The sequence below is a fragment of the Burkholderia sp. MSMB1072 genome, assembly GCF_001524725.1.
Lineage (GTDB): Bacteria > Pseudomonadota > Gammaproteobacteria > Burkholderiales > Burkholderiaceae > Burkholderia.
This window is the reverse complement of sequence record NZ_LOYC01000005.1, coordinates 55,637-79,488: the sequence shown is the minus strand read 5'-3', so window position 1 is coordinate 79,488 and position 23,852 is coordinate 55,637. Positions and strand designations below refer to the sequence as shown.

Sequence of the window (23,852 nt, the reverse complement as noted above, 5' to 3'; positions counted from 1 at the left end):
GAGTAAAAAGATGGTCGGAAAGCTGCTCATGCGCGGGATGCTCGCAGGCATCGCCGCGGGCCTCCTCACGTTCGGTTTCGCGAAAATGGTCGGCGAACCGCAAGTCGATCAGGCGATCTCCCTAGAGGAAAAAACCGCCGCCGCTCAAGGCGAGGCGCCGGAACCCGAGCTGGTCAGCCGTCACACGCAGGCCGGCCTCGGGTTGCTGACGGGTGTCGTGACCTACGGCGCGGCATTCGGCGGGCTGTTTTCGCTGGTCTTCGCGTATGCATACGGACGAGGCAGTCGCCTGCCGGCACGGCCGCTGGCCGCGTGGCTCGCGCTGGCGGCGTTCGTCGCGCTCGTGATCGTGCCGAACCTCAAGTACCCGGCCAACCCGCCGTCGATCGGCGACCCCGACACGATCGGCTATCGCACCGGCCTGTTCTTCCTGATGATCGCGATCTCGGTCGCGACGATGGTGTTCTCGGTCGGCGTGCGCCGCCATCTGCTGGCGAAGCTTGGCCAGTGGAACGCGTCGATCGTCGCGGGGCTCGTGTTCGTCGCGATTATCGCGGCCGTGCAGATCGGGCTGCCGTCGGTCAGCGAACTGCCGGCCGATTTCCCTGCGGCCTTGCTGTGGAAATTCCGCGTGGCGGCCATCGGCATGCAGGTGATCATGTGGACGACGATCGGCTTGCTGTTCGGCGCGTGGGTCGAGCGCGGCGAACGCGCGGGCATGCGCGCCGCCTGACGCGGGGACAACCGGACGCGCCTAGCGCAGCATGCGCGGCGCGCTCCACGTCGATTCGCGCGCCAGTGCGACGAATGCGGCCAGATAGTCGATCGATGCGTCCGCTTCGCGGATGCCGAGGAAGATCTGCTTCGCGATGCCCTGCTTGCCGAGCTTGACCGGCACGACCGGCATCCGGTCCGCGTACTCGTCGGCGAGCCATCGCGGCAGCGCGGCCACGCCGCGCCCGCTCGCGACCATCTGCAACATGATGTCGGTCGTCTCGATCGACTTGTGCCGCCGCGGCACGATGCCGGCCGGCGTCAGAAACTGGTTGTAGATGTCGAGCCGGTCGGTTTCGACCGGGTACGTGATCAGGATCTCGTCCGTCAGTTGCTCGGGGCTCACGTAGTCGACATTTGCGAACCGGTGCGAATCCGCGACCACCAGCACCTGTTCGTAGTCGAACACGGGATCGAAGCGCAGCCCCGGCTTGTTCAGCGGATCGGGCGTCACGAGCACGTCGATGTCGTAACCGAACAGCGCGCCGATGCCGCCGAACTGGAAGCGCTGCTTCACGTCCACGTCGACGTCGGGCCAGCACGACAGGTACGGCGATACGACCTTCAGCAGCCACTGGTAGCACGGGTGGCACTCCATCCCGATGCGCAGCGTGCCGCGCTCGCCCTTCGCGTACTGCTTCATCCGTTCCTCGGCGAGCTCGAACTGCGGCAGCAGCCGGTTTGCCAGCTTCAACAGATACTGCCCGCCCTGCGTGAGCCGCAGGCCGCGGCCTTCCCGGTCCCAGATCGGCGTGCCGAGCTGCTGCTCGATTTTCCTGACGGTATGGCTGAGCGCCGATTGCGTGAGGTGCAGCGCATTGGCCGCCGCGGTCAGCGAGCCCTGGCGCTCGACTTCGCGAATGACGACGAGATGGAATCGTTCCAGCATGGATCGCGCTCATGCAGCAAATGCATGAGAAATATTAATGGATTAATGAAATAATGCCATTTTATTTCATGGTTTGAAATCCCTATGATGGCTGCCGGATCTTCACCTTTTCTCTGGACGGCAGCTTCATGGTCACGACACACAACCTCGGTTTTCCGCGCATCGGCGCGAAGCGCGAACTCAAGTTCGGTCTCGAACGCTACTGGAACGGCGAATCGTCGCGCGACGAACTGACGGCACTCGGCGCCGAACTGCGCAGGCGTCACTGGCACGATCAGCGCGATCTCGATCTCGCGCCGATCGGCGACTTCGCGTTCTACGACCAAGTGCTCGACATGAGCTTCACGCTCGGCAACTTGCCGAAACGCGTGCAGGATTTCCACGGCGATGCGCTCGACAACTATTTCCGCGTCGCGCGCGGCCGTTCGGCGCGGTCGGCTCAGGAGCACGCCGCGTGCTGCGGCGGTGTCGCGGCCGGCGAAATGACGAAGTGGTTCGACACGAACTACCACTACATCGTGCCGGAGTTCCATGCGGACACGAACTTCTCGCTCGATCCGTCGCGTCTGCTGCAGCAACTGGCCGAAGCGAACGCGCAGGGCGTGCACGCGAAGCCGGTGATTCTCGGCCCGGTCACGTACTTGTGGCTCGGCAAGGCGAAGGACGATTCCGATCGTCTCGCGCTGTTGCCGAAGCTGCTGCCGGTGTACGGTGCGCTGATCGACACGCTGACCGCGCAAGGCGTCGAATGGGTGCAGATCGACGAGCCGATTCTCGTCACCGAGCTCGATGCCGAATGGCGCCACGCGTTCCGTACCGCGTACGCGGCGCTGGAAACTCGCCGCATCAAGCTGCTGCTCGCCACGTACTTCGGACAGCTCCAGGACAACCTGACGCTCGCGGCGTCGCTGCCGGTCGACGGCTTGCATATCGACGCGATCAATGCACGCGACGAAGTCGACGCGCTGGTGCGTGAACTGCCGGCCGATCGCGTGCTGTCGGTCGGCGCGATCAACGGCCGCAACATCTGGAAGACGGACCTGAACGCGACGCTGGACTGGCTCGAGCCGCTCGCGAAGCAACTGGGCGACCGGCTGTGGCTCGCGCCGTCGTGCTCGCTGCTGCACGTGCCGGTCGATCTCGCGAGCGAGGAGAAGCTCGACGCGGAAATCCGCTCGTGGCTCGCGTTCGCGCTGCAGAAGCTCGACGAGCTGAAGGTGCTCGCGACCGCACTGAACGAAGGTCGCGACAAGGTGGTCGACGCGCTCGTCGCAAATGCCGCCGCGATCGATTCGCGCCGCCGCTCGCCGCGCGTGAACAACCCGGCGGTGAAGGCCGCGATCGCCCGCATCGACGCTCAGCTCGGCAACCGCGCGAGCCCCTATACGCAGCGTGCGTCGAAGCAGTCGGCGCGCCTGAACCTGCCGGCGTTCCCGACGACGACGATCGGCTCGTTCCCGCAGACCGCCGAAATCCGCCAGGCGCGCAGCCGGTTCAAGGCCGGCGCGCTGGACGAAGCCGGCTATCGCACGGCGATGCGGGCCGAGATCGAGCGCAGTGTCCGCGAACAGGAGTCGCTCGAACTCGACGTGCTCGTGCATGGCGAAGCCGAGCGCAACGACATGGTCGAATACTTCGGCGAACAACTCGACGGCTACGCATTCAGCCAGTTCGGCTGGGTGCAGTCGTACGGTTCGCGCTGCGTGAAGCCGCCGATCCTGTTCGGCGACATCAGCCGCCCGAAGGCGATGACGGTCGAATGGATCGCCTATGCGCAGTCGCTGACGGACAAGCCGATGAAGGGCATGCTCACGGGCCCCGTGACGATCCTGAACTGGTCGTTCGTGCGCGACGACCAGCCGCGCTCGGTATCGTGCTACCAGCTTGCGCTGGCGATCCGCGATGAAGTGCTCGATCTCGAGAAGGCCGGCGTGCGCGTGATCCAGATCGACGAAGCGGCGCTGCGCGAAGGGCTGCCGCTGCGCCGAGCGCAATGGAGTGAATACCTGCGGTGGGCGGTCGAGTCGTTCCGCATCGCCGCGAACGGCGTGCAGGACGATACGCAGATCCACACGCACATGTGCTATTCGGAGTTCAACGACATCATCGCGTCGATCGCCGACATGGACGCGGACGTGATCACGATCGAGACGTCGCGCTCGGACATGGAGCTGCTCGATGCGTTCGACGACTTCAAGTATCCGAACGAGATCGGGCCGGGCGTGTACGACATCCATTCGCCGAACATCCCGACGCAGGATCACATCGTCGGGCTGATGAGGAAGGCGGCCGAGCGGATTCCGGCGGAACGCCTGTGGGTGAACCCGGATTGCGGGCTGAAGACGCGCCAATGGGCGGAAGTGATTCCGGCGCTGACGAACATGGTCGCCGCCGCGAAGACGCTGCGCAATCAGATGCGCTAACCACGCAGCGGGTGCTGGGCGGCGCCGTCGCGATCGACGATCGGGCGGAAAAAAATCGGCCCGCGGAAGAAGCGGGCCGATTTTCGTCACGCATGCATTTGCGTACCGCGTCGCGCTACGCGGTGCGTGTGCCGCGCGGCAGCGCGTCGTTCGTCTTGCCGGGCGCACCCGCATCGTCGATGCCGACGCGGCGCGCGATCAGCCACACGCACAGCGACGACAGTGCGGCGGCGCTCGTGTACTGGATCGCGAGCGGCCACCATTGCGGGGCCGTGTTCTGCGCGATCAGCGTCGCGACGAGCGGCGTGAGGCCGCCGGCGAGCGCGCCGCACACCTGATAGGCGATCGAGATCGCCGTATAGCGGATCCGCGCGACGAAGATGCCGCTGACGAAGCCCGCCACCACCGAGTAGTAGCCCGATTCCGCGAGCGTCGCGAGGCCGACGCCGACCGTGATCGACACCGGCGTGCCCAGGTGCACGAGCGGCAGCATCACGAACGGGACGATCATCGCCCAGGCGCCTGCGATCAGCAGCACGCGCGTGGTGCCGAAGCGCTGCGCGAGGAACGCGGCCGCAAGCTGTACGACGAACTGCAGTACCGCGACGATCGTCATGCAATGCAGCACCATCGACCGGTCGAGCGACAGGAACTGCGTCGCATAGCTGATCATGAAGATGTTGCTGAAATACACGCCGGCGATCCCGTACACGTTCGCGCCGATCGCGAGCAGCAGCAGCGGCCAGTACTTGAGCGCTTCGCGCAGCGGTTTTTGCGCGATGTTGCCGCTCTGCTTCACTTCCTCGAACTCGGGTGACTCCGACACGCTCGCACGGATCACGAAGCCAACGATCAGGAGCACCGAACTCGCGAGGAACGGCACGCGCCAGCCCCAGCTCATCATGTCGTCCTTCGACAGCGTGCTGATCGCGCCGAACGCGAGCATCGACAGGATCAGGCCGCTCGCGCTGCCGAGCTGCGCGAACGACGCGAAGAACGTACGCTTGCCTTCGGGCGCATGCTCGCCGGCCAGCAGCACCGCGCCGCCCCATTCGCCGCCGACCGCGATCCCTTGCAGCACGCGCATCAGCACGAGCAGGATCGGGGCGATCACGCCGGCTTGCGCATGGGTCGGCAGCAGGCCGATCGCGACCGTCGACACGGCCATCAGCATCAGCGTCGCGAGCAGCGAACGCTTGCGGCCGAAGCGGTCGCCGAGGTAGCCGAACATCACGCCGCCAAGTGGCCGCGCGAAGAAGCCGACTGCGAATGAGCCGAACGACGCGAGCAGGCTGATGAAGCGGTTTTCGCCGGGAAAGAACAGCGGCCCGAACACGATGGCGGCGGCGGTCGCGTAACTGTAGAAGTCATACCACTCGATCGTGGTGCCGACGAACGAAGCGAGCGCCGCCCGCTTCGGTTGTTTGACGGAAGTCCCCATCTTGATGCGTGCTCCTCTGGAATCCTCTGATTTGGAATGGTGGCGGCGCGGGGATCAGTCGCGGTACGCGACGCCCGGCAGCACGCACAGCAGCTCGTACGCGAGGTTCGCACCGAGCAGGGCCGTAGTGCCGAACGGGTCGTACGGCGGCGCGACTTCGACGAGATCGCACCCGACGATGTTCAGCCCCTTCGCGCCGCGGATGATCTCGAGCGCCTGCGGTACCGTGAGGCCCGCGATTTCCGGCGTGCCGGTGCCCGGCGCGTAGGCCGGATCGATGCCGTCGATGTCGAAGCTGATGTAGACGGGCGTATCGCCGACGCGCGCGCGCACTTCCTCCATCAGCGGCGCGAGCGACTTGTTCCAGCATTCCTCGGCCTGGACGACGCGGAAGCCCTGCTCGCGGCACCAGTCGAAATCCTCGGCCGCGTAGCCGGTGCCGCGCAGGCCGATCTGCGTGACCTTGTCGCCGTGCAGCAGGCCTTCCTCGACCGCGCGACGGAACGGCGTGCCGTGCGCGATCTTTTCGCCCATCATCGTATCGTTCACGTCGGCGTGTGCATCGACGTGGATCAATGCAACCTTGCCGTGCTTGCGGTGGATTGCGCGCAGGATCGGCAGCGCGATCGTATGGTCGCCGCCGAGCGTGATCGGCTTGCAGTCGTGCTCGAGAATCGCGTCGTATGCGGCCTCGATGCGGGCGATCGAATCGTGCAGGTTGTACGGATTGATCGCGACGTCGCCGATGTCGGCGATCTGCAGCGAATCGAAGGGGGCGGCGCGCGTGGCCATGTTGTACGGGCGCAGCAGCACGGATTCGGTGCGGATCTGGCGCGGGCCGAAGCGCGCGCCCGTGCGGTTGGACGTGCCGAGATCGAACGGCACGCCGACGAAACACGCGTCGAGGCCTTCGGCGCTGGCCACGTGCGGCAGGCGCATCATCGTCGCGATGCCGCCGCAACGCGGCATTTCATTGCCGCCGAGCGGCTGGAAATGGGTGTGGTCGTTCATGGGGTGTCTCTTCCGGGGTGGGGTTGCCGTATCATGCGACGCGGTCTGGCGCACAGTTTTACGCGCTCCGTCGGGAAAGAAGAATGCGAAGATATCGACGTAAACATCGATCGTCGTCGATGTATGGAAGGGGATGAACGTGCTGGGGAATCTGTCGACCCTCGATCTGCGGTTGATCCGCGTGTTTCTCGCGGTCACGGACGCGGGCGGCGTGTCGGCCGCGCAGGCCGTGCTGAACGTCGGCCAGTCGACGATCAGCGCGCAGTTGTCGTCACTCGAGACGCGGCTCGGCTATCGGCTCTGCGAACGTGGCCGCAGCGGCTTCCGACTCACGCCGAAGGGCGAGCGGTTCCACGCGATGAGCCGCAAGCTGCTGGCGGCGCTCGACGAATTCGGGATGGCCGCGCGGCATATGGACCGCCAGTTGGTCGGCACGCTGAACATCGGCCTGATCGGCCATACGCCGGTGAGCCAGAATGCGCGGATCGCCGAGGCGATCGCCGCGTTCCGTACCCGCGACGAGGCCGTGCGCTTTTCGATATCGGTGCGTGCGCCCGGCGATCTCGAGGAGAAGCTGCTGAGTGACGAGATCCAGATCGCGGTCGGCTACTTCTGGCACCGCGTGCCGTCGCTGCACTACACGCCGCTGTTCGTCGAGCGTCAGGTCGCGTATTGCGGCCGCGGCCATCCGCTGTTCGACGGCGCGGGCGCGCTGACGCCGGCCGACGTCGCCGGCTTCGAATGGGCGTGGCGTTCGTATCCGCTGCCCGAGGCGCAACTGTCGACGACGCCCGACCGCGTGACCGCGACCGCCGACAACATGGAAGCCGTCGCGCTGCTGATCCTGTCCGGCCACCATCTCGGTTACCTGCCGCAGCATTTCGCGGCGCCGTACGTCGCGCAGGGGCTGCTCGCGCCGCTCAATCCGGAGCAACTGCGCTACGACGTGACGTTCCACATGGTCGTCGCACGCAACGGCCGCGGGAATCCGCTCGTGGAGGCGTTTCTCGAGGATCTCGAGCGCGCGCACCAGTCATCCGACTTCGCATGACGGCGGGGCCGCCAACAATGTGAACGAGCGTTGCACCGGGGCAGGTTGCCGCTCCGGCGCGCATCACGGCACGGGCAACCCCGCGTCGTGCTTCACCTCGCGCAGCGACAGCGCCGATTCGATCGACGTCACGCCCGGCAACATCCGCAGCGAATCGCGCAGGAAGGTGCCGTAGTCGTCCAGGTCGCGCGCGACCACCTGCAGCAGGTAGTCGGCCGTGCCCGCGACGTTGTGGCAGGCCAGGATCCGCTCGATGCCGAGCACTTCCCGTTCGAACCGGTCGGCGACCTTGCGGTCGTGCGTCGCGAACCGCACGAGCACGAACGCGACCACGCCGAAGCCGAGCGCCTGGCGCGACAGCTGCGCGCGGTAGCGTTCGATGTAGCCGTCGGTTTCTAGGCGTTTCAGGCGACGAGCGCAAGGCGTCTCGGACAGCCCGACGGATTCGGCGAGCCGCGCGATCGGCAGGCGGCCGTCGCGTTGCACCGCAGCGAGGATCGCGCGGTCGGTTTTGTCGAGGTCGATCATGTTGGCGGAATCCTTATTTCGATCTCGGAATTGTGGCGGATTCCCCTACGAATCGCCAATTATTCGCCAAAGATGGCCAATAATCCCTCGTCCTTCAACGGCAACATATCGTCATTGGAGGACGGGGCAGACCATGATTTCCACGCATTTGCTGTTGATTTATCTTGCCGCGCTGGCGGCCATTTATGCGGTGCCGGGGCCCGACATGGCGCTCGTGCTGCAGACCAGCATCGGCCGCGGCGTGCGGCCGGGGATGGCGGCGGCGGCCGGCCTGTCGCTCGCGCGCACCGTGCACGTGACGCTGTCGGCGTGCGGCGTCGCGGCGCTGATCCGCAGCGCGCCGTGGCTGTACGAGGCGATCCGCTACGGCGGCGCGCTCTATCTCGCGTATGTCGCGATCCAGGTGTTCCGCTCGCCGGTGTTCGCGCTCGGCGACGGCGATGCGGCGGCGGGCGAACTGCGGCAGTCGTTCGTGAAGGGGCTGCTGACCAACTTGCTGAACCCGAAGGCGCTGCTGTTCTGCTCGGTGCTGCTGCCGCAGTTCGTGCGGCCCGAGGCGGGGCCGGTCGTCTGGCAGATGTTCGAGCTCGGCGCGCTGCTGGTGGCGGCCGGCGTGTGCTTCGACCTCGCATGCGTGTTCGGCGCGTCGCGCATCGCGGCATGGATGCGGGCGCATCCGCTGGCGCAGACGGTGCAGCGCTGGACCTTTTCCGCGGCGTTGATCGGTTTCGCACTGCGGCTGTCGATGGACTGAGCGTGGCCTTCGCATGGCCACCGCGCGGGTCGACCGACGTGGCGGCGGCCAAGCGACGATCGACGCCGGCCGCGCGCGATGCCGGCCCGCGCTCGTGCGCGTTGCCGCAGAAGGGCGTGCGCGCAAATCGTCTGACTGTTCTAAACTTCCTCTAGCTTCGCGCGATCGCGAACGCGCCGTCGCCAACGCGCCGTCGTCAACGCGTCGGCGCCAACGCGTCGGCGCGAACCGACTGACCGAACGGAACCGTCTTCCGCAGGCTATGTCCGATTTCCTGGCTGTTCCGTGCAACGCGGTACCAAGGAGGGTCTGAACATGGCAAGGCATCTTCAAGCCGACCGTGAACCCCGCATCGTCGCCGAGTCCAAGTGTCTCGGCCAGTGCGATCCGGCAGAACGCATCCACGTCACGATCATGTTGCGGCGGCAGGAAGAGGGGCAACTCGATGCATTGGTTCACCAGCTCGCCACCGGCGACGCGCACGCAAAACCGCTGTCGCGCGATGCATTCGCGCAGCGTTTCTCCGCCAATCCCGACGATATCCGCAAGACCGAGGAATTCGCGCATCGTCATCAACTGACGGTCGATCGCGTCGACCCGGTCGAAAGCGTCGTCGTGCTGTCCGGCACGATCCGGCAGTTCGAAACCGCGTTCAGCGTGAAGCTCGAGCGCTTCGAGCATCGGGCGATCGGTCAGTATCGCGGCCGCTCGGGCCCGATCGCGCTGCCCGACGAGCTTGGCGATGCGGTGACGGCCGTGCTCGGCCTCGACAGCCGTCCGCAGGCGCGGCCGCACTTTCGGATCCGGCCGCCGTTCAGGCCGGCGCGCGGTGCGGCGGCCGTCACGTTCACGCCGATCCAGCTTGCGTCGCTGTACGACTTCCCGGCCGGCGACGGCGCCGGGCAATGCATCGCGATCGTCGAGCTCGGCGGCGGCTATCGCGCGGCCGACATCCAGCAGTATTTCCGCGGGCTCGGGATCGCGACGCCGCCGACGCTCGTCGACGTAAACGTCGGCACCGGCCGCAACGCGCCGACCGGCGAGCCGAACGGCCCGGACGGCGAAGTCGCGCTCGACATCGAAATCGCCGGCGCGATCGCACCGGCCGCGAAGCTCGCGGTGTACTTCGCGCCGAACAGCGACGCGGGCTTCATCCAGGCCGTCAACGCGGCCGTCACCGACAAGACCAACCGGCCTTCCGTGATCTCGATCAGTTGGGGCGGCCCGGAAGCGATCTGGCAGGCGCAGTCGGCACACGCATTCAACCGCGTGCTGCAGGCGGCTGCGGCGCAGGGGATCACCGTCTGTGCGGCGTCGGGCGACAGCGGCTCGGGCGACGGGCTGCAGGATGGCGCCGATCACGTCGATTTCCCCGCGTCGAGCCCGTACGTGCTCGGCTGCGGCGGCACGCAGCTCGACGCGCTGCCCGGGCAGGGCATTCGCAGCGAAGTCACGTGGAACGACGAGGCGTCCGGCGGCGGTGCGGGCGGCGGCGGCGTCAGTTCGCTGTTCGACCTGCCGGCATGGCAGCAGGGGCTCTCGGTTGCGCACGCCGACGGCAGCAGCGCACCGCTCGCGAAGCGCGGCGTGCCGGACGTGGCCGGCGACGCGTCGCCGCAGACGGGCTACGAGGTATCGATTGCCGGCACCCCGGCGGTGATGGGCGGCACGAGCGCGGTCGCGCCGTTGTGGGCCGCGCTGATCGCGCGGATCAACGCGGCGGCCGGCGCATCGGCCGGCTGGATCAATCCGACGCTGTACAAGAACCCGGGCGCGCTCCGCGACATCACGAAAGGATCGAACGGCACGTATGCGGCCGCGTCGGGCTGGGATGCGTGCACGGGCCTCGGCAGCCCGAACGGCGCGCAGCTCGCCGCGATCCTCGCGCGCAAGCCGTCGAGCTGACGCGCCGGCGCACGTCTTTCCGTTCGACGCGGGTGGTCTGCCCGCGTCTTTTTTCACCTCCAGGAGCAGCACGATGGGCATCGATTCCGCATCTTCCGGCGGCGTGTATCCGCTGCATCACGGCGACCACAATTCGCATGGCGTGCCGCCGACCATCAACCCGGTCGCGCTGAGCCACGGCCGCGACCAGCCGTTCTTCGATCCGGTCGCATACGGCAACGGCCCGGACGACTCGGTGACCGACACGACCGAGGCGGCCGCGATCACGCACCATACGATCCTGATCGACGGAAAGCGCATCGCGTACACGGCGACGGTCGGCCATCTCGTGACGGTCGATCCGAGCAGCTCGCAGCCGGCCGCGAAGATCTTCTACGTCGCGTTCACGGCCGACGGCGCGAAGGAAGAAACGCGGCCCGTGACGTTCTTCTATAACGGCGGGCCCGGTTCGTCGTCGGTGTTCGTGCTGCTCGGCTCGTTCGCGCCGAAGCGCATCAAGACGTCGATGCCGGGTTTCACGCCGCCCGCGCCGTACCAGATCGAAGACAACCCGGACAGCATGATCGACCACAGCGACCTGGTGTTCATCAACCCGGTCGGCACCGGCTATTCGGCGGCCGTCGCGCCGCACAAGAACCGCGATTTCTGGGGCGTCGACCAGGATGCGAATTCGCTGAAGCAGTTCATCAAGCGCTACCTGACGAAGAACAACCGCTGGAATTCGCCGAAATATCTATTCGGCGAATCGTACGGCACTGCGCGCAGTTGCGTGCTCGCGTACAAGCTGCACGAGGATGGCGTCGACCTGAACGGCGTCACGCTGCAATCGTCGATCCTCGATTACCGGCAGGCCGGCAACCCGGTCGGCGCGCTGCCGACCGCAGCGGCCGACGCGTGGTATCACAAGAAACTCGGCATCAAGCCGCCGCCGAGCGATCTCGGCGCGTTCGTCGAGGAAGTCGCGCAGTTCGCGCGCACCGACTACCTGGCCGCGCTGCGCGCGGCGCCGCACGCGAACCCGGCCACCGTGCAGAAACTATCGCAATACACGGGCATCGATACGGCGACGCTGCAATCGTGGGGGCTCGATATCGCGGGCTACGACACGCGCGGCAACTCGCTGTTCCTGACGACGCTGCTGCATGCGCAGGGGCTCGCGCTCGGTTCGTACGACGGCCGCGTGACGGGGATCTCGTCGGGCATCGCCGGCAAGATCGACCCGAATTCGGGAGGCAACGATCCGACGATGACGGCCGTGACGGGTGTCTATACGGCGATGTGGAACAGTTACCTGAACGAGCAGTTGAAATTCACGTCGAATTCCGCGTTCACGGACCTGAACGATCAGGCGTTCCAGAACTGGGACTTCAGCCACATCGACCCGACCGGCGCGCAGCAGGGCATCGACGCGAAGGGGAACGTGATCCTCTACACGGCCGGCGACCTCGCCGCGGTGATGGCGCTGAACGTCGACCTGAAGGTGCTGTCGGCGAACGGCCTCTACGACTTCGTCACGCCGTTCTACCAGACCGTGATCGATCTCCAGCAGATGCCGCTGGAGGACCAGAAGGTGCGGCAGAACCTGTCCGCGCGGTTCTATCCGTCGGGGCACATGGTGTATCTCGACGGTGGTTCGCGCACCGCGCTCAAGCGCGATCTCGCGACGATGTATGACGCAACGGTCAGCGATACGGGCGCGCGGATGCGGATTCGTGCGCTGCAGGCGAAGAAGACGGGTGGCAACGCGTAGCGCTGCCGGTCGCGCCCGTGCCGCGCGAAACCGTTCGGGTTTGCGCGGCGCAGTGGTGCCGCGCCGTTGATCAGCCGCAGTGGCCGGGTTGCGCGACCGGCCAGTCGAACATCGTGTACGGCAGTGCGCGCTTGTGGCGCGAGCCGTCGTAGAAGCGCAGCACCGTTTCGTAGACGCGGTCGGCGACCGGCTTGCCTTCGAGGAAATCGTCGATCTCGTCGTAGGTCACGCCATACGCGTGCTCGTCGGGGCGCAGCGGGCGCAGCTCCTCGAGGTCGGCCGTCGGCACCTTCATCACGATCAGCTCGTCGCCGCCGAGCGCGCGCGCCACGCCGCGCACGCGACGCTTGCTCAGGCCCGCGAGCGGCAGGATGTCCGCGCCGCCGTCGCCGAACTTCGTGAAGAAACCCATCAGCGATTCGGCCGCGTGGTCGGTGCCGATCACGATGCCGCGCCGTGCGCCGGCCACCGCGTACTGCGCGATCATGCGCTCGCGCGCCTTGATGTTGCCGTGCACGAAATCCTGCTGCGCGGGCGTTTCGAACGCGTGGCCGGACGCGACCAGCGAACGGAGCATCGCATCGGCGGCCGGCTTCACGTCGACCGTCAATACCTCGTCCGCGCGCACGAACGCGAGCGCGCGCTGCGCATCGTCTTCGTCGTTTTGCACGCCGTTCGGCAAGCGCATCGCGATGAAGCGCGCATCGTAGCCTTCGGCGCGCAGGCGCTCGACCGACAGTTGCGCAAGCCGGCCGGCCGTCGACGAATCGACGCCGCCGCTGATGCCGAGCACGTAGGTCCGCAGGCCGGTCGAACGAAGGTACTGCGCGAGGAAATCGACGCGGCGATCGATTTCGGCTTCGGCGTCGAAGTGCGGCGCGACGTTCAGTTCGGCAATGATCGCGCGTTGGCGGCTGGCGTAATCGGCGGATGTCATGAGTGAAGTTCCGGAACGAAATGCAAGGCGCACATCATAAGCGCAATCGCGGCGTGCCGCCGCGCCGGGCCTGCGATCCGGCGGTTTCGCGTTGCTTCGGCGAGACGCGGCGCATCGCCGTGGTGCGCGGTGCGCCGAGCGGGGGCGGGATGCGGCGCGAAGGGCATCCGGGCGGCGCCCGATGGCCGGGTCAGCGCCGCGCGAGCACGACGCCCACCAGTGCGAGCGCGAAGCCGGCGAGCTGGATCGTCGCGAGCGTTTCGCCGAACAGCCCGTAACCCTGCAGCGCGGCCAGCGGCGGCGCGAGAAACAGCAGCGACGTCGCGCGCGCCGCATTGCCGCGCCGCAGCATCCACATCAGCATCGTGACCGCGCCGCCGGACAGGAACACGACGCCCCACACGAGCGATATCCACAGCGCCGGCGCGCCGATCCAGCGGGTTTCGTGGAGCAGCGCGACGAAGGCGGCCGCGACGATCGCCGCGCCGAAGTTCTGCACGGCGACCGCCGTGCGTAGATCGCTCTGCGCGAGCTTGCCTTTCTGGTACAGCGAGCCGGCGGTGATCGACCCGACCGCCAGAACCGACACGGTGACGACGAGCCACGCAGGCGCCGCGCCCGGCGGCGGCGCGACGCCGCCCGTGACTTTCGGCGCGAGCACGAGCGCGACGCCGGCCAGCCCGAGCGCCATCCCGAGCCAGCCGCGCGCGGGCAGGCGTTCGTTGAACAGCGGGACCGCGAGCACGGCCGTGGCAAGCGGCTGCAGCGCGCCGAGCAGCGCCATCACGCCCGCATTCAGCCCTTGCGCGACGGCCCAGTAGCTCGCACCGAGATAGACGCCTTGCAGCAGCGCACCGGCGATCAGATGGCGTGGCCATTCGCGGCGAGCCGGCCACGGCGCGCGCGCGACGAGCGCCACCACGCCGAACAGCGCGGCCGTGCCCGCGAAGCGCGCGAGCAGGAACAGGTTCGGATCGGCGTAAGGCTTGATCGCCCGGGCAACGATGAAGCCGGTGGACCAGAGCGCGACGAAAGCGGCGGCGACGATCGAGGTAAGCATGCGTGACGGGCCGCGAGGCGGCCGGACGGAACCGGAAAGTCGGCCAGTATCGGCCGAAGCGGCGCCGGCGTCTTGTCGAATCCTGCACTCGGGCCGCGCGGCGTGCCGTCGTGCCGGTGTGCGGGGCGGCGGGGCGGCGGGGACGAGCAGCCGCCGCACGGCGCGGCGCGGACGGGGCGCGCCGCGGCGACGGTCAGTCGATCGAGAACGTGTCGAGCGGCTGGTTGGCGCGCGCGTCGGTCGCGAAGCGCGCGGCGAGCTGTTCGTAGAGCCGGCGCGCTTCGTCGAGCGTCAGGTCGATCCAGTACGGATCGCCTGCCGCGTCGTTGAGGCGTTCCGGCGGGAACTGGATTTCGATCACACTGCCTTTGCGATACATGGCGCGAGCCCCTTTGTCGGTCGTTCGTTCGGCGAAGCGCAAAGTGTAGCAACCGGCGCCGCGCGGATTCGCGCGCGCCAGACAATACAGAATTTCGCTTTCGGGAGGCGCGCCCGGCCGCCGCCCGGTTGCATTACCCGGCGCGGTCAAATGGTCGTCAAACGTCCGTAATACAATGGCCGGCTTACCCATTACAAGTCGCCTCGGGCGTACACGCGATGCTGGCGGAACAACGTCATCAATACATCCTGTCGGAGCTCGGACGGTCGGGCGCGTTGTCGGTCGCGGAACTCGTGCGTTCGCTCGACGTCTCGCGCGAAACCGTGCGGCGCGACCTGAACGCGCTGGCCGCGCGCGGCCTGCTCGTGATGACGCACGGCGGCGCGCTGGCCGCGGATCGCCGCGAGCCGAGCCTGTCCGAGCGCGAAGCCGCGAACGCCGACGCGAAGCGCACGATCGGGCGGCGCGCGGCCGAATTCGTGCCCGACGATGCATCGGTGCTGATCGATTCGGGCAGCACACCGCACGCGGTCGCGCTGGCGCTCGCCGACCGGCACCGGCTGTCGATCTACACGAACGACTGGCGTACCGCGTTCGTGCTCGCGCGGCGCAACGGCAACCGCGTGACGCTGCTCGGCGGCGAGCTGTCCGACGACGAGGACGCCACGTTCGGTCTCGACACGATCCACCAGCTCGCGCAATACCACGTCGATTTCGCGTTCGTCGGCGCGGGCGGCATCACGCCCGACGGCGAGTGCACCGACTACTCCCGGCTCGCGGCCGAAGTGCGCAGCCGGATGATCGCGGCGGCGGGCACGGCGATCATCGTCGCCGACCACTCGAAATTCGGCCGCGTGACGCCGGTGCGGATCAACGGCGCGGCCGCCGCCCGCTATCTGGTGACCGAGCGCGCGCCCGACAAGGCCGTGCGGCGCGCGCTGACGGCGCGCGGGATCGAGCTGCTCGTGTGCGACTGACGCGCGTCCGACATACAAGGTTCATCGAACGGTCATCGTGCGGGAAGAACCGTCGTCAAGACTGACCCATTCATCTCGATCGGCCGCCGGGCCAGGGAGCAACGAATGACCGTCAGCGTGCGCAGCTATCTTTCCCCCACCCTGGTCCTGCTGGCTTTCGACTGGCCCGATGCGGCGACGCGGTCCGATTTTCTCGGCTTCGCGATCCGGCGCACGCCGGGCTTCTGGTCGGCCGACGGCAAGACGCGTGCGCCGGACAGCTGGCTGCCCAATCGCCTGACGTTCGACGGCCCGGCCGCCGACACGCAGGGCGATGCGCCGACCGATCAGGCGCCGATTCAGAAATTCATGTGGTGGGACGCGCGCATCGATCCGCAGGACCGCGGCGCGTCGTTCCGCTACGACGTCTATCCGGTCGTCGGCACGCCGGCGAACCTGCAGGTGCTCGACGCGCAAGCCGGTGTGTGCGACGTCGTGCTGCCCGCGCACGTCGAGGACGGCATCGGCACGTGGTTCAACCGCGCGGTGGTCAGCTCGCAGGCGTTCGCGAAGCAGGTCGCGGCGCTGGGCCTCGCGCCGAACGAGGCGCCGAGCGCCGAGCAGGCGCTGAAGCTGCGCACGTGGCTCGCGAACGACATGGAGCAGGTGTTCGCGGAGATGCTCGATCCTGCGTCGCGCGCGGTGTCGGCCGTCTATCACCTGACCGACACGCTGTGGGCGCTGCCCGCGTTCGAGGCGTTCGGCCGCCGGCAGGGCGAAGCGTCGCTCGCGATCGTCTACGACGCGCATACGACGGCGCGCAAGGGCAAGCCGCCGCTGCCGTCGCCGAACCAGCCGGCCGTCGATGCGCTGCAGGGCCTTGCGACGCTCGCGCCGCGCGACCGGACGCACATCATGCACGACAAGTTCATCGTGACCGATGCGCCGTCCAGCCCGGCGCCCGCACGCGTGCTGACCGGTTCCGCGAACTTCACGACCGAGGGGCTGACCGAGCAGGCCAACGTGCTGCACGCGTTCGATTCGCCCGCGCTCGCCGCGCTGTACAACGAGCGCGCCCACGCGCTGGCCGGGAATCCGTCGATTGCGGAGACCGCCCGGCTGTCGCCGGGCTGGTCGGCGCCGATGACGATCGGCAGCGCGCAGGTACGCGTCGCGTACTCGCCGGAACCGTCGGGGCAGCGTACCGAGATCGATACGATCGTCGCCGCGATCGCGGCCGCGAAGCATTCGGTGTCGTTCTGCCTGTTCATGCCGACCGACGCGGCGCTGCGCGATGCGTGTTTCGCGGCCGGCGACCGCGGGCTGATGATGTTCGGCCTCGTGAACCGGATCAACGCGGGCAGCGCGACGAAGGCCGATGCCGCGCAGCAGGGCGGCCAGTCGCTCGATGCGGCGACGCTCGCGAACCTCGAGCTGTACCACCGCAGCCGCGACAACCATGACGTGATCGACGCGTCGTATTTTTCGCCGGCCACGGTGCCGCAAGGCTTCGAGCCGGAGCTGCGGCTCTTCCCGGGCGAGCCGGCGCCGGCCTTTCCGCCCGTCGTGATCCATCACAAGTTCATCGTGATCGATGCGGAAGGCGCGAATCCGGTCGTTTATACGGGCTCGGCGAACATGAGCCGCAACTCCGAGCAGTACAACGACGAGAACCTGCTCGAGATCCGCGACAAGCGGATCGCGGCGATCTATCTCGCGGAATTCCTGCGGCTTTACGAGCACTACCGCGCACGCGCATTGGCGATCAATGCGAAGCAGCGGGGCACGGGCGCGCATGCGCGGCTCGCGCTTGCGCCCGATTCGAGCTGGGCGAAGAAGTATTACGTGGCAGGCAGCCCCGAACAGAAGGCGCGGATCGCGCTGGCATCGACCGAGCCGACGGACTGATGCGCCGAAACGTTGCAGTGCCAACGGCGCGGACGTGTCGCGCCCCGGCCGGCTGATGGCGCCGCTTACGCGGCGACGTAGCGGAGCACCGCGTCGGCGATCGTGTCGCGATGCCGCGCGCGCAGGCGCGGCGCCGACGGATCGCGGCCGAACGCGGCACCGAACGTGTAGCGGTTCGACACGCGATGGAAGCAGAACGAGCTGATCAGCAGGTGCAGGTCGAACGCGTCGATGTCCTTGCGGAACGCGCCGCTGGCCGCGCCGCGCTCGAGCAGTTCCTCGAGCGTCTTGATGATGCTGACGTTGCGGTTCTTGAACGACTTGAGCTGTTCGACGTATTTCGCGCCGTGGATGTTCTCGATCGACACGAGACGGACGAAATCGCGATGCTTGTCGTGATAGTCGAACGTGAATTCGACGAGACGGCGCATGCCTTCGCGCGGCTCCATGTCGCCGACGTGCAGTTCCTGCTCGAGCGCGCGGATGTCGCCGTACACCTTCTCCAGCACGGCCTCGTACAGGCCTTCCTTGCTTTCGAAGTAGTAGTAGAGCATCCGCTTCGTCGTGTTCGTCCGCTCCGCGATCGCGTCGACGCGCGCACCGGCGAGGCCCATCGCGGAGAATTCCTGCGTGGCGACGTCGAGGATGTTGCGCTTGGTTTGCTCGGGATCGTATTTGCGCCGCGCGTCGGACGCAAGCGCGCGGGTGTCGGACGTGGCGGCCTTGCTTCCTGCTTTCATGTGACTTTGTTGTGGTTCGCGGCGGCTTGGAAAAGCCATTCTAGCATGTGGGAAATGCCCGCCCGGCCGACCTTCCGCTCTAATCGGCAAGGCGGCCGCGGGCGCTCAGCGGCGGCAGGACGCGAGCGCGTCGCGGGCCTGGTACGCCGTATACGTGAGCTGCGCGGCGGCGAGGCCGGCCAGGCCGAACGTGCGCGTGAGCCCGAACGCGGCGAAGCCGTCCGGCACCGGCCGGCCTTCGGCCAGCGCGGCGGCGAGCGCCTCGCCGGCCACCGTGGTCGGCGCCATCCCGTGGCCGCCGAAAGCGATCGCGTGCCACACGCCGTCCGCGTCGCGGCCGATCTGCGGCATCTTGTGCCGTGCGTAGCTCATCAACCCGCCCCACGCATAGTCGACCTTCACGCCTTCCAGTTGCGGATACACGCGCAGCAGGTCGCGCCGCAGCAGGCGCGCGATCGCGTCGGGGCCGCGGTCGAGCACGGAGATCCGGCCGCCCCACAGGATCCGCGTGTCCTTCAGCGGACGGTAGTAGTCGAACGCGAAACGCGTGTCGTAGATCGCGTACGGCGCGTCGATCGCGTCGGGCAGGCGCGTGCCGAGCGGTTCGGTCGCGATCACGTAGGTCGCGATCGGCAGCACCGCGCGCTCGATGCGCGGCGACACGCCGCGCGCGTAGCCGCCGCCGGCGAACACGACGTCCTTGGCGCGTACCGCGCCCTGCGCCGTGCGCACGACGTACCCGGCGCCGTCGCGCGCGATGCCCAGCGCGGCCGAACGCTCGTACACGCGCGCACCGCCGCGCGAGGCGGCCGCCGCGACGCCGAGCACGTACTTGAGCGGGTGGAAGTGGAACGCGTTCGGCTCGAACAGGCCGCCGTAATAGCGCTGCGTCTTCAGCCGCTCGCGCAGCGCGCCGGTCGGGACGGGTTCCCACTCGACGCCGAGCTCGTTTTTCATCAGCGTGCGCACACCGTCGAGTCGCGACGGATCGTCGAACCAGTTCGCGAGCATCACGCCTTCGTCGACGATGTCGCAGTCGATCCCGTAGCGGGCGATGCGCGCGCGGATCAGGTCGACCGCATCGACGGTGAGCCGGTACAGCCGGCGCCCTTCGTCGCGGCCGAGCGTGCGCAGCAGGTCGGCGTTGTCGAGACTGTAGCCGCCGAACACGAAGCCGCCGTTGCGGCCCGACGCGCCGAAGCCGACCCGTTCGCTGTCGAGCACGACGACGTCGCGCACGCCGCGCTCGACTAGGCCGAGCGCCGTGCACAGGCCGGCGAGGCCGCCGCCGACGATGCAGACCTGCGTATCGGTCGTGCCGGTCAGTTGCGGGTAGGGCTGGCGGGTAACGGTGGCTTCGTAGAAGTTCTGCATGCGTTTTCGGTGATTCGTGGCGGCGGAAAAACGGACGGCGGGCGTCGATCTTGCCTGAACGCGCGCGCCGCGTCGAATGGGGTTTTCAGCGCAGCGGCCGCCGCGATCGGGCGGCCGCCTGCGCGTCACCGGGCGTCAGGCGCCCGGCGTCGGGTTGACCGGCCGGGCGACGTAGGCCGGATAGCCGGCGTCGGCCTTTTCGACGGCGTCGGGTGTCGCGTTGCGGTCGATCCACGGCGCGATTTCCATGTCCTCGTAGCGCACCAGACGGCACTTACGCACCAGCGCGTAGCCGAGCCAGATCGCGAGGAAGAACGGCAGGCCGATGTAGGTCGCGGCGACGCCCGTCCAGTCGATCTTGTCGGCGAGGAACGCGCGGTAGTCCTGGCCGAGCGCGACGACCGCGCACAGGGCGAACGCGAACAGCGGACCGAACGGGAACCACTTCGAGCGATACGGCAACTGGTCGAGCCGGTAGCCCTGTTTCAGGAAGCCCTTGCGGAACCGGTAGTGGCTGACCGCGATGCCGAGCCACGTGATGAAGCCGGCCATGCCCGACGTGTTCAGCAGCCACAGGTAGACGGTCTTGTCGCCGTACAGCGACGTGAGGAAGCACAGCGCGCCGACGGCGGTGGTCGCATACAGCGCGTTGCGCGGCACGCCGCCCGGCGACAGCTTCGCGAACACCTTCGGCGCGCGGCCTTCGACCGCGAGGTTGTAGAGCATCCGTGTCGACGCATACATGCCCGAGTTGCCGGCCGACAGCACGGCCGTCAGGATCACCGCGTTCATCACGCCGGCCGCGAACGCGAGGCCCGCGTGGCGGAACACGAGCGTAAACGGGCTCACGCCGATATCGGTCACGTCGCTCTTCAGCAGGCTCGGATCGGTGTACGGAACCAGCACGCCGATCACGAAGATCGCGAACACGTAGAACAGCAGGATGCGCCAGAAGATCTGGCGCACCGCGCGCGGAATCGTCGTGCGCGGATTTTCCGATTCGCCGGCCGCGACGCCGATCATTTCGGTGCCCTGGAACGAGAAGCCCGCGATCATCGCGACGCCGAGCATCGTGGCCCAGCCGCCGACGAACGGCGCGTCGCCGATCGTGAAGTTGCCCCAGCCGGCGCTCGGGCCGCCCTGCATGATCCCGAAGATCATCAGCAGGCCGACGCCGACGAACGCGAGCACCGTCAGCACCTTGACCAACGCGAACCAGTATTCGGCTTCGCCGAAGCCGCGTACCGACAGCGCGTTGAGCGTGAAGATCAGCGTGAGGAACAGTGCGCTCCACCACACGCCCGGCACGTCCGGAAACCAGTAGTGCATCACGAGCTGCGCGGCGACGAGCTCCACCGCCAGCGTCACGGCCCAGCTGTACCAGTAGTTCCAGCCGAGCGCGAAGCCGAAGCCTTCGTCGACGAACTTCGCGCCGTAGGTTGCGAACGACCCGGACACCGGCATGAACGCGGCCATTTCGCCGAGGCTCGTCATCAGGAAGTAGACCATCAGGCCGATCACCATGTACGCGAGCATCGCGCCGCCGGGGCCGGCCTGCGAGATCGACGCGCCGGATGCGACGAACAGCCCCGTGCCGATCGAGCCGCCGATCGCGATCATCCGTAGATGGCGGGCCTGCAACGCGCGGTGGAGGGACGGCTTCGCGGGCGGCGAGCCGGACGGACGGGACGAATCGGGGCGGGCATCTGAATGCATGGCGTGCGCTGGGCGCTGTCTCCGGGATTGTTTTTTCGGTGACGAAGCGCGACGCGTTGCCGGCCGCGGCCGGGTAGCGGTGATGCGGTGCGGAACGGACCCGCTGAGCCGGGCCGTGGTGCGTGTCGCCTTCGTCGGTCGTCCGGCTGCTGTGGTGGCGGCCGGCGGCGCGCCGGGTGCGTTGCACCTCGACGTCGCACCGATTGTGTGTGCCCGGTGCACCGGCGGCAAACGATATTTCCGAACAGGGTGATGCGAGATGGTCATCAACTTGTGTCGTGTCGAAACGCATCCGAGCGCCCGGTTACGGGCTTGGGAAACGTCCCATATCGGTACGGAAACAGGGATGGCGGGCCTGCTTACTTCTTGCGTTTTTGGAATGAAGTCGTGAGTTAATATCAATAGCGGCCCGACTTGTGGCCATCGACAATGCGTTTCATGGATCGTGCCTCGCGAGGCTGGGGCGTGCCGTCCGGCCTGGCTTTCCGGCGACGGCGCAGCGCGATGCGCCGGATGGCGCACCGGGCCCGCCGCGCGGCGCATCCGCTTGCACGAGGCGCTCGAACGCGCTCCAATCGAATCACGCGGGCGGCGCTGCCGCCGCACCGATCAATCTGTCCCTGAAGAGGAAGTGATGCAATTCAACGACATTCTTGCCGCGCTCGACATCGATCTCGCCCAGTGGAAGGGCAACGCGCTGACCGCGCGTTCGCCGCTCGACGGCGCGACGCTCGCGACGCTGGCGGTCGATTCGCCCGCCGACGCAGAACGCAAGATCGACGCCGCGCACGACGCATTCCTCAAGTGGCGCACGGTGCCGGCGCCGGTGCGCGGCGAACTCGTGCGCGTGTTCGGCAACGTGCTGCGCGAGCACAAGGCCGAGCTCGGCCGCCTCGTCACCCTCGAAGCCGGCAAGATCACGTCGGAAGGCCTCGGTGAAGTGCAGGAAATGATCGACATCTGCGATTTCGCGGTCGGCCTGTCGCGCCAGCTTTACGGTCTCACGATCGCGTCCGAGCGTCCGGGCCACCGGATGATGGAAACGTGGCATCCGATCGGCGTGTGCGGCGTGATTTCGGCGTTCAACTTCCCGGTCGCGGTGTGGGCGTGGAATGCGGCGCTCGCGTTCGTGTGCGGCGATTCGGTCGTGTGGAAGCCGTCCGAGAAGACGCCGCTCACCGCGATCGCGTGTCACGTGCTGCTTCAGAAGGCGCTGCGCGAGTTTGAGAAGACGCATCCGGGCGTCGCACCGGCCGAGTTGAGCCAACTGGTGCTCGGCATGCGCGATGTCGGCGAGGTGCTGACGGCGTCGAAGAAGGTGCCGGTCGTCAGCGCGACGGGCAGCGTGCGGATGGGCCAGGAAGTCGCGAAGGTGCTGAGCCAGCGCCTTGCACGCGGCATCCTCGAACTCGGCGGCAACAACGGGATGATCGTCGCGCCGAGCGCGGATCTCGACCTCGTCGTGCGCGCGGTCACGTTCGCGGCGGTCGGTACGGCCGGCCAGCGCTGCACGACGCTGCGCCGCCTGATCGTGCATCGCAGCCTCGTCGAGCAACTGCTGCCGCGCATCGAGAAGGCGTATGCGTCGGTGAAGGTCGGCAACCCGCTCGAGGAAGGCACGCTGGTCGGCCCGCTGGTCGATCGTGCGTCGTTCGACGCGATGCAGAAGGCGCTGGCCGACGCGCGCGAGCAGGGCGGCGAAGTGAAGGGCGGCGAGCGCGTGGACGTCGGTCACGCGGATGCGTACTACGTGCGTCCGGCCATCGTGCGGATGCCGAAGCAAACGGCGGTGGTCGAGCGTGAGACGTTCGCGCCGATTCTGTACGTGATGGTCTACGACGACTTCGACGACGCGATTGCCGTGCACAACGCGGTGCCGCAGGGGCTGTCGTCGGCGATCTTCACGAATGACATGCGCGAGGCCGAGCAGTTCATGTCGGCCGCCGGCAGCGATTGCGGGATCGTCAACGTGAACATCGGCACGAGCGGCGCGGAAATCGGCGGCGCGTTCGGCGGCGAGAAGGAAACGGGCGGCGGGCGCGAGTCGGGTTCGGATGCGTGGAAGGCTTATATGCGTCGCGCGACGAATACGATTAACTACAGCCGGCAGTTGCCGTTGGCGCAGGGGGTGAAGTTCGACGTATAAGTGCAGGCGCCCTGCTTGGGCGCTTCGACGGTCGAATGAAATGGGCCGGTTGCCGTGGAAGCGGTAACCGGCCCATTTCGCTTACTGCGTGGCGCGCGGCGCGCCGATCG

The 23,852-nt window shown here is 67.6% G+C and carries 19 protein-coding genes; 9 read left to right on the top strand and 10 right to left on the bottom strand.

All coding sequences use genetic code 11. From position 1 onward, the window contains the following. The first annotated feature begins 10 nt into the window (after positions 1 to 10). Entirely contained in the window at positions 11 to 733 is a 723-nt protein-coding gene (locus WS89_RS01550; RefSeq protein WP_059789279.1) for a CbtA family protein, read from the top strand. Positions 734 to 754: 21 nt separating this feature from the next. On the opposite strand, the gene WS89_RS01545 is transcribed toward WS89_RS01550, so the two are convergent. Further along, complete coding sequence (locus WS89_RS01545) at positions 755 to 1,663, bottom strand: LysR family transcriptional regulator (protein WP_059789278.1); 909 nt, start codon at positions 1,661 to 1,663, stop codon at positions 755 to 757. Between the two features lie 128 nt (positions 1,664 to 1,791). On the opposite strand from WS89_RS01545, the gene metE reads away from it, so the two are divergent. Further along, a complete protein-coding gene (metE, locus tag WS89_RS01540; protein ID WP_059789277.1) occupies positions 1,792 to 4,086 on the top strand; it encodes a 5-methyltetrahydropteroyltriglutamate--homocysteine S-methyltransferase in 2,295 nt (764 codons plus the stop codon). A gap of 115 nt (positions 4,087 to 4,201) precedes the next feature. Here metE and WS89_RS01535 read toward each other — a convergent pair whose 3' ends face one another. Next, positions 4,202 to 5,527, bottom strand: a complete 1,326-nt coding sequence (locus WS89_RS01535) for an MFS transporter (protein WP_059500530.1) — start codon at positions 5,525 to 5,527, stop codon at positions 4,202 to 4,204. 54 nt (positions 5,528 to 5,581) lie between these two features. Then, positions 5,582 to 6,538, bottom strand: a complete 957-nt coding sequence (gene speB / locus WS89_RS01530) for an agmatinase (protein WP_011353980.1) — start codon at positions 6,536 to 6,538, stop codon at positions 5,582 to 5,584. Positions 6,539 to 6,677: 139 nt separating this feature from the next. On the opposite strand from speB, the gene WS89_RS01525 reads away from it, so the two are divergent. Continuing rightward, positions 6,678 to 7,589 (top strand): LysR family transcriptional regulator, encoded by a 912-nt coding sequence (locus tag WS89_RS01525; RefSeq protein ID WP_059500577.1) that lies wholly within the window; start codon positions 6,678 to 6,680, stop codon positions 7,587 to 7,589. Between the two features lie 63 nt (positions 7,590 to 7,652). Here WS89_RS01525 and WS89_RS01520 read toward each other — a convergent pair whose 3' ends face one another. After that, a complete protein-coding gene (locus tag WS89_RS01520) occupies positions 7,653 to 8,117 on the bottom strand; it encodes an Lrp/AsnC family transcriptional regulator (protein WP_059500532.1) in 465 nt (154 codons plus the stop codon). A gap of 133 nt (positions 8,118 to 8,250) precedes the next feature. On the opposite strand from WS89_RS01520, the gene WS89_RS01515 reads away from it, so the two are divergent. The 3 genes from WS89_RS01515 (at position 8,251) to WS89_RS01505 (ending at position 12,526) form a co-directional block, all read left to right on the top strand. Continuing rightward, entirely contained in the window at positions 8,251 to 8,871 is a 621-nt protein-coding gene (locus WS89_RS01515) for a LysE family translocator (RefSeq protein ID WP_059500533.1), read from the top strand. A 315-nt stretch (positions 8,872 to 9,186) separates the two neighbouring features. Further along, the gene (locus tag WS89_RS01510) at positions 9,187 to 10,776 is read left to right on the top strand and encodes a S53 family peptidase (RefSeq protein WP_059789276.1); all 1,590 of its coding nucleotides are present in this window, start codon (positions 9,187 to 9,189) and stop codon (positions 10,774 to 10,776) included. A 73-nt stretch (positions 10,777 to 10,849) separates the two neighbouring features. After that, positions 10,850 to 12,526, top strand: coding sequence for a S10 family peptidase (locus WS89_RS01505; protein WP_059500535.1), 1,677 nt, complete (start codon positions 10,850 to 10,852; stop codon positions 12,524 to 12,526). 70 nt (positions 12,527 to 12,596) lie between these two features. On the opposite strand, the gene nadE is transcribed toward WS89_RS01505, so the two are convergent. The 3 genes from nadE to WS89_RS01490 form a co-directional block, all read right to left on the bottom strand. After that, positions 12,597 to 13,463 (bottom strand): ammonia-dependent NAD(+) synthetase, encoded by an 867-nt coding sequence (gene nadE / locus WS89_RS01500; protein WP_059789275.1) that lies wholly within the window; start codon positions 13,461 to 13,463, stop codon positions 12,597 to 12,599. 190 nt (positions 13,464 to 13,653) lie between these two features. Further along, positions 13,654 to 14,523: a DMT family transporter gene (locus tag WS89_RS01495; RefSeq protein ID WP_059789274.1), complete on the bottom strand. Its 870-nt coding sequence runs from the start codon at positions 14,521 to 14,523 to the stop codon at positions 13,654 to 13,656. 193 nt (positions 14,524 to 14,716) lie between these two features. Further along, on the bottom strand, positions 14,717 to 14,902 hold the full coding sequence (locus WS89_RS01490) for a hypothetical protein (RefSeq protein WP_006480515.1): 186 nt from the start codon (positions 14,900 to 14,902) through the stop codon (positions 14,717 to 14,719). A 218-nt stretch (positions 14,903 to 15,120) separates the two neighbouring features. Here WS89_RS01490 and WS89_RS01485 point away from each other — a divergent pair, with 218 nt between their 5' ends. Continuing rightward, positions 15,121 to 15,879, top strand: a complete 759-nt coding sequence (locus WS89_RS01485) for a DeoR/GlpR family DNA-binding transcription regulator (RefSeq protein WP_006491117.1) — start codon at positions 15,121 to 15,123, stop codon at positions 15,877 to 15,879. A 105-nt stretch (positions 15,880 to 15,984) separates the two neighbouring features. Next, positions 15,985 to 17,766, top strand: coding sequence for a phospholipase D-like domain-containing protein (locus WS89_RS01480; RefSeq protein ID WP_059789273.1), 1,782 nt, complete (start codon positions 15,985 to 15,987; stop codon positions 17,764 to 17,766). 65 nt (positions 17,767 to 17,831) lie between these two features. Here WS89_RS01480 and WS89_RS01475 read toward each other — a convergent pair whose 3' ends face one another. From WS89_RS01475 to WS89_RS01465, 3 genes are all read right to left on the bottom strand, one after another. Further along, the gene (locus WS89_RS01475) at positions 17,832 to 18,506 is read right to left on the bottom strand and encodes a TetR family transcriptional regulator (RefSeq protein ID WP_034204121.1); all 675 of its coding nucleotides are present in this window, start codon (positions 18,504 to 18,506) and stop codon (positions 17,832 to 17,834) included. Positions 18,507 to 18,611: 105 nt separating this feature from the next. Further along, entirely contained in the window at positions 18,612 to 19,880 is a 1,269-nt protein-coding gene (locus WS89_RS01470; protein WP_059789272.1) for an NAD(P)/FAD-dependent oxidoreductase, read from the bottom strand. A gap of 135 nt (positions 19,881 to 20,015) precedes the next feature. Beyond that, positions 20,016 to 21,596: an amino acid permease gene (locus WS89_RS01465; RefSeq protein WP_059789271.1), complete on the bottom strand. Its 1,581-nt coding sequence runs from the start codon at positions 21,594 to 21,596 to the stop codon at positions 20,016 to 20,018. A gap of 634 nt (positions 21,597 to 22,230) precedes the next feature. Between WS89_RS01465 and amaB the strand changes: the two genes are divergently transcribed. Beyond that, complete coding sequence (amaB, locus tag WS89_RS01460; protein ID WP_059789270.1) at positions 22,231 to 23,742, top strand: L-piperidine-6-carboxylate dehydrogenase; 1,512 nt, start codon at positions 22,231 to 22,233, stop codon at positions 23,740 to 23,742. The last annotated feature ends 110 nt before the right edge of the window (positions 23,743 to 23,852 follow it).